Source organism: Pseudanabaena sp. UWO310, from assembly GCF_006861605.1.
Lineage (GTDB): Bacteria > Cyanobacteriota > Cyanobacteriia > Pseudanabaenales > Pseudanabaenaceae > Pseudanabaena.
Window position 1 is genome coordinate 26,130 of record NZ_SELU01000059.1, and the last position, 10,083, is coordinate 36,212.

A 10,083-nucleotide genomic window follows, 5' to 3' on the forward strand; every position below is an offset into this window, starting at 1 on the left:
TGATGGAATGTGGGAAAACCAAAACCCAGTAAAGTTTTGAGATTCCCACAATGGCAATGCCATTTTGGGAATTGGTATAACTATCCCCCAAGAAGAGAAGGTTGGTGTAAAACGCCAACCTTCTCTTTTGTTTTTTTGATTTTGCGACAACCACAATAATTCCTTTCGATAATTCCTTTCAAGCTCTAGCAGTAGAAATATCTTGAGTCGCCGCCCATTGAGTAATATCTTGACGATTAATCGCCGCCGCCATCAAATCGGGAAATAGATCGGGCGTACAGGCAAAAGAAGGTACTCCAAAACTAGCGATCGCCGCCGTATTTCTACAATCGTAGGAAGGTGCGCCATCATCATTCAGAGCCAATAGCACAATCACTTGTACCCCTGAAGCCACTAAAGCCGCTACCCGTTTCAGCATTTCTTGATTATTTCCGCCTTCATACAGATCGCTAATCAAGATCAAAATCGTCTCCTGAGGCTGACGGATCAAACCCTGACAATAGGCTAGAGCTTGATTAATATCCGTCCCACCGCCCAATTGCGTACCAAACAAAACCTCTACGGGATCCTGCAATAATTCCGTTAAATCCACAACAGCCGTATCAAACACAACCATACTAGTTTTCACTGCAGGCAAAGTTGCTAATACAGCGCTAAAAATACCTGCATAGACCACCGAAGTCGCCATCGACCCACTTTGATCAACACAAAGAATAATATCGCGCAGCGAAGAACGCTTACGACCATAACCAATCAGAGTTTCGGGGATAATCGTCCGATATTCAGGCTGATAGCTTTTGAGGTTAGCGCGAATAGTCCGATGCCAATCGATTTCGTTATGACGGGGACGACGATTCTTAGTAGCCCGATTTAAACTGCCTAAAACCGCTTGTCTGGTAGGATTTTCCAACTTGCGTTGCAGATCTTCAACCACCCGTCGCACCACGAGCCTTGCCGTTTCCTTAGTTTTGCTAGGCATCACCCCACTTAACGACAAAAGATTAGAAACCAGATGCACATCGGGCTCGATCGCTTCCAGCATCTCTGGCTCCAGCAACATCCTCTGTAAATTCAGACGCTCTAGGGCATCCTGCTGCATGATCCGCACTACAGAAGTAGGAAAAAACTTACGAATATCCCCCAACCATCGCGCTACCTTGGGCGAAGAACTACCTAAACCACCTCGACGCTCTTGGGACATTTCAGGACTTTCATCATTACTATACAAAGCCCCCAAAGCTGCATCCATCGCCAGATCGCGATCGCTCAGACAAGCACCACCAATGCCATCGGCTGCCCCACCACCCAGAATCAATCGCCAACGGCGCAAACGTTGTTCTGTAGTTGAAAGCTGTGGCGATACCTGCGACTCTAGCATCTCTCTAAAATAGCTCTAACAAAAACGACCTAAATAACGACCTAAAAAACGATCTAAATGAAAAATGAATTTCCCCTTGATTTCTAAAAAAATACCAAAAAAAATATGCTAATACCCCTTTAAGTCCAAGTTCTACAAAAACTAGATAAAATTTCTAGATTTTTGCGATCGAATCTAGGGCGATCGCTGTATGCTTGATCTGATGTTTTCTGTCAATATCTGTCTATAGGAGATGGCAAGACGAGGTTTTTAACCATAAAAACCAAAAAAGCCAGTGTGAAGAAGACACTAGCCCTTTGATAACCCGAAGGTATTTAATAAACGGAAACGGACGAAATTTGCTGTGACAGGCAGATTTGTTCAATGCATCTATATCTTAACGCAAGATATAAGATTAGCAACAGTTTTTGCTGCAAATTTTTAAATTTTTTTTGCAAGCAGCAAAAACTAAGCGTTGAACTAGACCCAAAAAGTCTCCCCGTTTCCTGATTGAAGTCACTACAACCCTTGCAATCAGGACAATCTAGATGTTTTTCCAACTTTCAGCCCCGCCCGAACAGTCCCCAGCCCAGCCCAGCCTGAACCAGCAATATGGAGGTCAAAAATAATGAACCTCCCCAATAATCAGTATTCTTCCAGCAAGTTTTCACCTACTAAAAAGCATAATCCCTGCCCTATCTGCGATGACACTAAGGGCAAATGTCGCATAGTTGCCGATGATCAGGAGTTCATCCTCTGCATGACCCATCCCACGGATGTGGGACGACCCGATTGGCATTATCTCGGTGAAACGAGTGGTGGCTACTATGCAGGTAAGTATGTTAGAAAACGACAGGAGTCGGAGGCTGAGCGCTCTCAGCGTCAGTTGCTGAATCTCCAGTCTCGTCTCGCTAAACAAAAGGCGATGCGGGAAGGATGGGCGATGTTGCCCGATGCTTCCCAGCGAGATCAGCTCTATCGCTCCTATCTGCAAAGATTGACGCTGGATGATGTGGATCGCGACGATCTGCGGCGGCGTGGGCTCTCGGTGCAGGAGATTACGAGTTTAGGGGCAAAGTCGGTGAAGTCTGGCTATATTGTGCCTATTACCAATCCCAGTCGGCAGATCCTTGGGTTTCAAGTCCGTTTACGGGATGGCAGGTTGGGGCGCTATCGCTGGCATAAGCCTCTGGGTATGGCGGCGCAGCAGCAGAATGGGGAGTTGCCTCTGGCTTGTTATGGTTCTGTGACGGAGGATGGGCAGGTTGCCCATCATCGTATCCTTTTGGTGGAGGGAACTGGGGTGAAGCCTTTTCTGGCGGCGAGGTTGCGGGGCTGTCCTGCAATTGGTGCTTCGGGTGGGCAGTTTGTGGCGAGCAAGCTAACGTTGGCGAATTATTTGGCTGGGCTCGGAGCAAAAACTGGGTTAACGGTGCTGGAATATGCGGTGGATGCGGGGGATGTGGCGAATCCGTCGGTGATGCGCCGCCATGAGAAAAATCTCGATTTTCTCGATGCTCTTGGCTACGAGCTGTCGGTGTTGTGGTGGGGGCAGGTGGCTAAGACCGATCAGGATATTGATGAATTGGTTGATGGTTCGCCAATTCAGTTGTTGTCGGTTGAGCAGTTTTTTCAAGTTGCTAACTATGTGCCGAAGCCTTCTTATGCGCCTTTTTCTTGGTTGCAGGAAAAGCTGTTTCCCAAGCCTAAGGGGCAGGGGTTTTCCCTAGGTGCGGATAGGTTGAAGCCTGAAAGTGTGGAACCTCATGCGTTAGAGGTGCAGGCATCATCATTTCAAGGGGCGATCGCTCCTGCTCTAACCTATGTGAATGGGATGCGGTTGGAGGCTTGGGGTGAGGCTTTGGCGAGCCATCGCTATGTCCTTGATGTTTCGCCGACGGGCACGGGCAAGAGTTATGATGCGGGGCGTTTACGTCCTAGTTTGATGGATGGGGTGGAGCGCATCATCTATATATCTACGGATTCTCGCAATGTGTCTACTCCTTCTTTGCAGGATTGGACTCTTCTCCCTGCTCGACATGATGGTTTAACCAATAGGGCTGGAAAGTTGCGCCGTGCTAAACGGGGTGATGCGGTGGCTTCTTTGACAAATCTATCTAATTGTTCGCGTACTTCGGCTTTTACGGCTTTGCGCGATAAGGCGATCGCCAATTCTCAGGTTATTTGTAAGTCTTGTCCTTTGCTTCATGCTTGCCAAAATTCTCAGGGTAATGGGTTTGGTTTTAAGTATGAGCGTTCTCTGGCTTTTGCGCAGAAGACTCTGCGCTCTCATCCTTTGAGTTTGCCTAGCCCTGATGAGTTTGATTATTCGACAACTTTGTTGGTCTGGGAGGAGGTGTCGGAAAGTCTGACGACGATGCGTCAGGTTTCTGTTTCTCGTGATGATATTGATCGAGCGATCGCTTTGCTGTCTCGTTCTGATTTTATCCATCGGCATCAGGTGATTGATGTCCTTAATAAGTTGTATCGGTTGCTGGGCGATCGCTCTTTTCATGGGCTCGATTTTCATCAGATTAAGTTGGCGATTCCCGATATCGTGGATACTTCTGATCTTGCTCTTCTTTTTCAGCCCGATCTCTCAGGGCTGGATACGGTTGATGGGGTGGCGGATTCTGAGTTTGTGGGGCGCTCGCCTCAGCAGAAGCGTGAGCTTGCTCGCGTTAATGCTTTGCTTAAACGTTCGACGACGATGCAACCCCACGAACTTGAGCAAAAAATTGTCCGTGATGTTTTAAAGCAGTGGTTGGTTGAGTTTCTCGATATTCTCTCTGGGGCTTTGATCCATGGTGATCTGCATATTCAGTATGAAAAGTTAACGGTTTCTTTTGCTGACTCTCGCTTGCGCGATATTGCCCGACGCGCTCGCACTAATCTGTTCCTCGATGCCACGATCGATTTACAGGATCTGGAGTTGCGGTTGCAGGATTCTGTTTTTTCTATGTCTCTAGAAGGCTCTATGGCGATGCCTGAAATCTTTCAGGTCAAGGATCTCGGTCGCTTGGGGATGCAGCGCAGTCAGGATCAGAAGCGTCGTGTTGAGGCGATCGTTGAGCATCTTTCCCTTGCTGATCCTTCGACTAAGGTTATTGATTTTAAACGCTTTGCTTCTGACAATCAGGGGGTCTGGTTCCGCGATTCCCGTGGTTCTAATGATTTTAAAGATGCTAAAACTTTTTTGATTATTGGTACTCCTTGTGCCAATATTGCGACCCTCCGTGCTCTCTTTGTTTCCCTCACGGGTGTTCATCCTCGTGATGGTGATCCTGCGTTTAGGGCTTTTGTCCATCGGCATATCTTTGCGACTGTTCTTCAGTGTTTTGGTCGCAAGGCGGGCGATCGCTTTTCTGCGGGCGATAAAATCTATTTCCTCTCTAATTTTAATCTTGCTCATATCCCCCATTCTTTTGTCTCTTCTGGTGATATCTCTCCCCTCGCTATGTCTAAGCTCGATATTGTCAAAAAGCAGATCTTTGATGCTTTTAATCTTGCTGGCTCTCAGGGGCTTGACCTCTTGTCCTTGTCCCAAAGGAATCTTGCTGATTGGCTTAATATCTCTTGGGGGCAGTTTCGACGTAGTTTACGTTGGATCGATTCATTATTAGTTGCTCTTTATAATGTCTCGATCCAAAATTTTAACGAAAATCCCCATTTTTCATTAATATCATCGCATCGAGAGCGAATTGAATATTGGTCTGGGGAAATAGAACGATTTTTAGCTGATAAATCACCTATAAATCTAAAATTAAACAGAATCATCGAGTTTTTTGATAGCCACATCTCCCAAGATTTTCATCAACTTGTGATCATGCAGCTACCAGCTTCAACTCGCGATCGCTTGTTTAATTTACTCGCGCTCTTTGCTGTACCGATCGCATAGCAACAAGATCGCAACAAAAAAGAAAATTTAAGGATTCTGGGAAGAAGATCATTAATTCGGATCATTCAGCCCAATTTTTTGCTGTTCAAAATGGCAATAGGATTGTCAAAATCCTGATGTCAAGCTAAATAGCGAGCATCATTTAATTTGGTCAAAACGTTTTGACCAAATTAAATGATGATTTCTGTCGCCAAGTTTATATTGAATGGCGACGCTTCGCGCCTCCATTCAATTCTTGCTTTTTTCCTAAGTCAAGTAACTGTAGCTATAGTTTCCCAAGAATGACAATCGCGTTAGGACATAAAAACCCAAAGAAAAGTGGCGGCGCTTCGCGCCGCCACTTTTCTTTGGGTTTGGTAAATCTTACGTTGCTATATATCCTCAACCGCCTAGACTTTGCTGCAAAGTCTAGGCGGTTGGAGATCGAGAAGATTGCTATATGCTTTGTCATAGAAATACATCAACTTCTAGCCATGAGTCACGTAATTGCATTTTTTAATCAATCAGGTGGCGTTGGCAAAACAACAGTCACCCAAAATATTGGGTATCAGCTCTCTACAAAAGGACATCGAGTTTTGCTCCTTGATATGGATCCTCAAGCTTCGTTGACGACTTTTATGGGGGTAGATGTCGCGCAACTAGATAAAACTATTTATGATGCGCTTGTTTCTGAAACCGATGAGCCTTTGGCAATTCTCCATAATTTGTACGATATGGACTTGTCGCCAGCAAATATTGTTTTGGCTAATGCTGAGCAAGAATTGGTATTAGCCGATCAGCGTGAATTACGATTAAAACTCCCGCTATCACAGGTCTTGGATAATTATGATTTCGTGTTGATTGATTGTCCGCCTAGCCTTGGAATTTTGAGTCAAATTAGTTTAGTTGCGGCTACGGAAATCATTGTGCCGATCCAAACTCAATTTAAGGCGTTGATGGGGACGGATTTTTTGCTCAGCACTGTGAAAAAAGTGCAACGTCGGCTCAATAAAGATTTAAAAATAGCAGGCTTTATTCCGACGATGTTTTCTGCGGCTAATGCCCTCGATCAACGGACGCTTGAAACCATTGTGGAGCAACTATCGCCGATCGCTCAAGTTTTTTCCCCCATTCCTCGCGCTACGGCGATCGCTGAGGCTTCCGAATATGGCAAGCCCTTAGCCATATCTCCTAAGAAAAATTCGGCAATCCTCACAATTTTTGAAGAAATTGCTAAGGCTATTGAAAAACTTGAATAGCAACTTGCCTTCACTTGCCTAAAGCCTCCCATCCTAAAGTCCCCCATGAAGCCTAAACCCAATCCCGATCGCTTAAAGCTGAAAAACGTCGCCTTGTTTGATGCTAGTGACGAGCCTTTACAGGCGACTTCCCAAAAGACGATCGCTATTTCTAAAATTGTTCTACCACCCCAGCAGCCACGCCGCTATTTCGATCCTCATAAAATGGCGACGTTAGTAGAGTCAGTACGACAGCATGGCATTCTAGAACCGATTCTTTTGCGATCAATCGATCAAAATACCTACGAACTCGTAGCGGGAGAGCGGCGATATCAAGCTGCCAAAGAAGTCGGTTTGGAGGAGATTCCCGCCATTGTGAGAGCAATGACTCAAGAGGAGGCTTGGCAAATTGCCTTAATTGAGAATTTGCAACGGGAGGAGCTTAACCCCTTGGAGGAGACGGAAGCTGTTTTGCAGCTCCTCGTTTTACGGCTCAAACTGCCGCTGGACGAAGTGATATCAAAGCTATATCGACAACGACATATTGCCCGTGGCGAAATTGGTCAAAACGTTTTGACCAATTCAGAAAACCTTGGGGAAACTGGTCAAAACGTTTTGACCAGTTCGGAAAATAATGATGAAATTAGCTCTGTATTTAGCTCTGTATTTCACTCTTTGGGTTTTAAGCTAGAGTCCTTTATTACCTCTCGTTTGCCTTTATTGAAGTTGCCACCAGAGATTTTAGAGGCTTTGCGCCAAGGACGAATTGCCTATACCAAAGCTCTGGCGATCGCTAAGGTCAAGGAGCCGATCGCTCGTCAGCAATTATTAGACTATGCGATCGCGTACGATTTATCCCTAGCCCACATTACAGCTCGTCTTGCTACTTTGACGCAGCTAACCGCATCTAAGCAAGGCGAGCGAGATCTCAAAACTCAAGTTGATATCACCTTTCGCTCGTTAAAAAAATCGCAGATTTGGCAAGATCCTAAAAAACAAAAGCGTCTAGAAAAACTGATCCAGCAAATTGAAGCTTTAATTGCTGACTCCTAGAATTCTGTATGTCGATCTAGGGGATTTGTCAGAATCATTGGGGCGGCGGAGCCGCCCCAATGATTCTGGCTTTTAATTAGATAACGTGAAACTTGCCCTCTGCCCAAATACTTAAAGGTAAAAAAACTTCGCCATTCCATTCGCCAAATATAGTCGTGGGATGTCCGCCACTCAAAGCTAATAAGATCCAGCCATTCTCAAAACGAGAGGATATGGGTAGTAACCTTGCTTGGCGATCGCGAATAAACCACTTACCCTCGTTATGTATGGGAATAACCTGCTGAAGCGATAAAGGAAATCTTTCTAGCCAAGGATTTTTGACCAATGCATGACTATAGTTAGCGATCGCTATGTCAATGGTTTCTTGTCCCACAACCTCCTCCATTGACAAGGATAGGTTTGAATTTTTTCTAGTTTTAATTACCGCCCGTAAAGGATAGTTACTCTCAAAAAAAACTAATGCGGCTTCTAAATAACTTCCTAGCATGAAATTATGTTCAAAAGGCTGCATTCCGTGAGCAAACTGTAAACACAAAGCATAGCGATTACTTTGCTTACCCCAAAGCCAAGTTCGACTGATACGTAACCGATCTTCCGTCTCCACCTGTTGCCCCATCACTAGCCACAAATCCGCTAATTGATTTGCCGTTAGTCTAGTTTCTTCTTCCGCTAGTATCTCAGACTGATTTTGTGTCCAGCCAATTTGAGTACGAATATCGGCCTGAGTCGATATAGGAAGCAATTCTAAATGCTCGAAGCCCTTGAGTAGCAAGTTTAATTTTCCGAGTCTCTCTAATAATCCATTCTCCCAATTCGAGCCAGAAATAATACTAGGAATATCCCGTAACTGTCTGGCTAACCCTGGGGCTTGAGCATCAATCATTCTTGCCGCAGGTTTCTCCCAAAACTGATACGATTCCGTTCTGACAGAGCTTAACCCCTGACGCATCAAATCATTTAGCCAAACTTGTAAATCCTGAACCCCTGACGTTACTTTGTTTAATCTTGCCGCCGCTCTTTTTGCCTGCGTTTCTGGGTTAACGGGTTTTTCTGATTCACTCCGCTTTTGCTTTTCTTCCCGTTTCGTCCGAGAGGCAATCCAATCTTCTACCCACTGAGGGGCGCTTTCCTCGGTTATGGCCGTAGGTTGGCTCACCAATAGTAAAAATAGCCCCAATCCATGCTTACAGGGAAATTTACGACTAGGGCAACTACAGCGAAATGCTGGCTCAGACAAATCAATTTGGGTACGGTAGGGGTCTTTGCCACTCCCTTGACATTCTCCCCAAATTACCTGTTGCGATCGCCCTAAGCCTTGCCACTTATTTAATGTTGCTAGCCCCTTCCCATTCTTTGCCGAAGAGGCATCGGGAGCTAGTGCTAATACCTTCTCGCTTGTCCAAGTAATACTTTCCACTGTTGGCGAATCTCGAGCTCTAAAAATAATTCAGTGATTCTTGGGGCAATCCCGTTCAAATTATTTTACCCTTAATTTCCTGAGGCTCTATGTGCTTTGACCTCTATTTCCTTTGACATCAATGCTTTTATAGATGTCGATATACTTGGGCTTTGGTTTTTTCTAAGTCAAATGACTATAGCTATAGAACAAATAAGTGACAATTATTTGCTCTAAGGTGAATATGTGCCAAAAGCAACTGCAAGTATCCCTAGGTATCAGACCTACTCTCTTCCCAGTGAAAAATTAGACGTTGCGGCGCTTCGCGCCGCAACGCTAATTCTTGGTTTTTAATGTCTAATTTTATAGCGGGAAGGGAGTATGAATCAGAGCAACAAACAATTGGTCATGAATAATTTGCCATGAATAACATATCCCATGCTTTTCTCATGCTTTAGTTGTTTTTCGTTATTTTTACATGAGTTCTAATTATTGTTTCTAAACCCAAGAATATTTGATGCTTTTTTGTAAATTTCTATACAATAAAAAAGATTTAAGTGTGCATCTGCAAGCTCAAAAGAGATTTATCATTATGTTTGGTCGTTCCCGTATTAGAGAAGCTCGTTATCAAGAAGGTTTGCGCGATCGCGATGCGGGTATCTTGCCACGCAGAAGTGACCCAAACTATTTGGAAGCCTATCTCAACGATAGACCGGGCGGACTAGATGCGGTGATGCAGTACTTCCCGACAGTCCAAGAGTATTTGCACTGGAAATTAAATCTAAATCACTCAAGTATGTAACCCCCGATATTTCTCACTCCATGATCAGCATGATTAGCTGAAATATCCTTCAAAATAAGACAATTAAGACAGAATATAATAAATTCTAAAAATATTTTGAAGGCTCAAAGCCTATCCCTGAAAAGATATTAGGCTTCAATACAATAAACCCCCAACACTGAAGTGTTGACAAAGGCAAATAAGGTTGCTAACTTAATAAAGCGCTGAAGGGAAGCGGAGCGAAAGCGAAGCAGCCCGAACTGAAAGGAAAAGCGCAAGGAACCTAGACAAAAGAATAGTTTGAAAGCTTTAAGAAACCAATAAACCTCGTCAAGAAAATAAAAGACTGGATTATTGAGAAATAACCAGCTATCCGACAGG

At 44.6% G+C, this 10,083-nt stretch carries 7 protein-coding genes; 4 read left to right on the forward strand and 3 right to left on the reverse strand.

Going from position 1 to position 10,083, the window contains the following annotated elements; genetic code table 11:
- Window positions 1-178: 178 nt before the first annotated feature.
- The gene (locus PseudUWO310_RS17610; RefSeq protein WP_142603559.1) at window positions 179-1,378 is read right to left on the reverse strand and encodes a VWA domain-containing protein; all 1,200 of its coding nucleotides are present in this window, start codon (window positions 1,376-1,378) and stop codon (window positions 179-181) included.
- A 607-nt stretch (window positions 1,379-1,985) separates the two neighbouring features.
- Here PseudUWO310_RS17610 and PseudUWO310_RS17615 point away from each other — a divergent pair.
- From PseudUWO310_RS17615 to PseudUWO310_RS17625, 3 genes are all read left to right on the forward strand, one after another.
- On the forward strand, window positions 1,986-5,255 hold the full coding sequence (locus PseudUWO310_RS17615) for a hypothetical protein (RefSeq protein WP_142603561.1): 3,270 nt from the start codon (window positions 1,986-1,988) through the stop codon (window positions 5,253-5,255).
- A gap of 281 nt (window positions 5,256-5,536) precedes the next feature.
- Entirely contained in the window at window positions 5,537-6,493 is a 957-nt protein-coding gene (locus PseudUWO310_RS17620; protein ID WP_263363457.1) for a ParA family protein, read from the forward strand.
- 45 nt (window positions 6,494-6,538) lie between these two features.
- The gene (locus PseudUWO310_RS17625; RefSeq protein ID WP_142603563.1) at window positions 6,539-7,525 is read left to right on the forward strand and encodes a ParB/RepB/Spo0J family partition protein; all 987 of its coding nucleotides are present in this window, start codon (window positions 6,539-6,541) and stop codon (window positions 7,523-7,525) included.
- A gap of 76 nt (window positions 7,526-7,601) precedes the next feature.
- On the opposite strand, the gene PseudUWO310_RS17630 is transcribed toward PseudUWO310_RS17625, so the two are convergent.
- Window positions 7,602-8,942 (reverse strand): SWIM zinc finger domain-containing protein, encoded by a 1,341-nt coding sequence (locus PseudUWO310_RS17630; RefSeq protein WP_142603565.1) that lies wholly within the window; start codon window positions 8,940-8,942, stop codon window positions 7,602-7,604.
- 571 nt (window positions 8,943-9,513) lie between these two features.
- Here PseudUWO310_RS17630 and PseudUWO310_RS17635 point away from each other — a divergent pair.
- Window positions 9,514-9,723 (forward strand): hypothetical protein, encoded by a 210-nt coding sequence (locus tag PseudUWO310_RS17635; RefSeq protein ID WP_142603567.1) that lies wholly within the window; start codon window positions 9,514-9,516, stop codon window positions 9,721-9,723.
- Window positions 9,724-9,851: 128 nt separating this feature from the next.
- On the opposite strand, the gene PseudUWO310_RS23390 is transcribed toward PseudUWO310_RS17635, so the two are convergent.
- On the reverse strand, window positions 9,852-10,083 hold a 232-nt coding region (locus PseudUWO310_RS23390; RefSeq protein WP_223805728.1), incomplete at its 5' end, for a hypothetical protein.

Coding starts and splice junctions, on each gene's coding strand:
- PseudUWO310_RS17610 (WP_142603559.1), bottom strand. CDS start 1,378: ATGCTAGAGTCGCAGGTATCGCCACAGCTTTCAACTACAGAACAACGT.
- PseudUWO310_RS17615 (WP_142603561.1), top strand. CDS start 1,986: ATGAACCTCCCCAATAATCAGTATTCTTCCAGCAAGTTTTCACCTACT.
- PseudUWO310_RS17620 (WP_263363457.1), top strand. CDS start 5,537: ATGACAATCGCGTTAGGACATAAAAACCCAAAGAAAAGTGGCGGCGCT.
- PseudUWO310_RS17625 (WP_142603563.1), top strand. CDS start 6,539: ATGAAGCCTAAACCCAATCCCGATCGCTTAAAGCTGAAAAACGTCGCC.
- PseudUWO310_RS17635 (WP_142603567.1), top strand. CDS start 9,514: ATGTTTGGTCGTTCCCGTATTAGAGAAGCTCGTTATCAAGAAGGTTTG.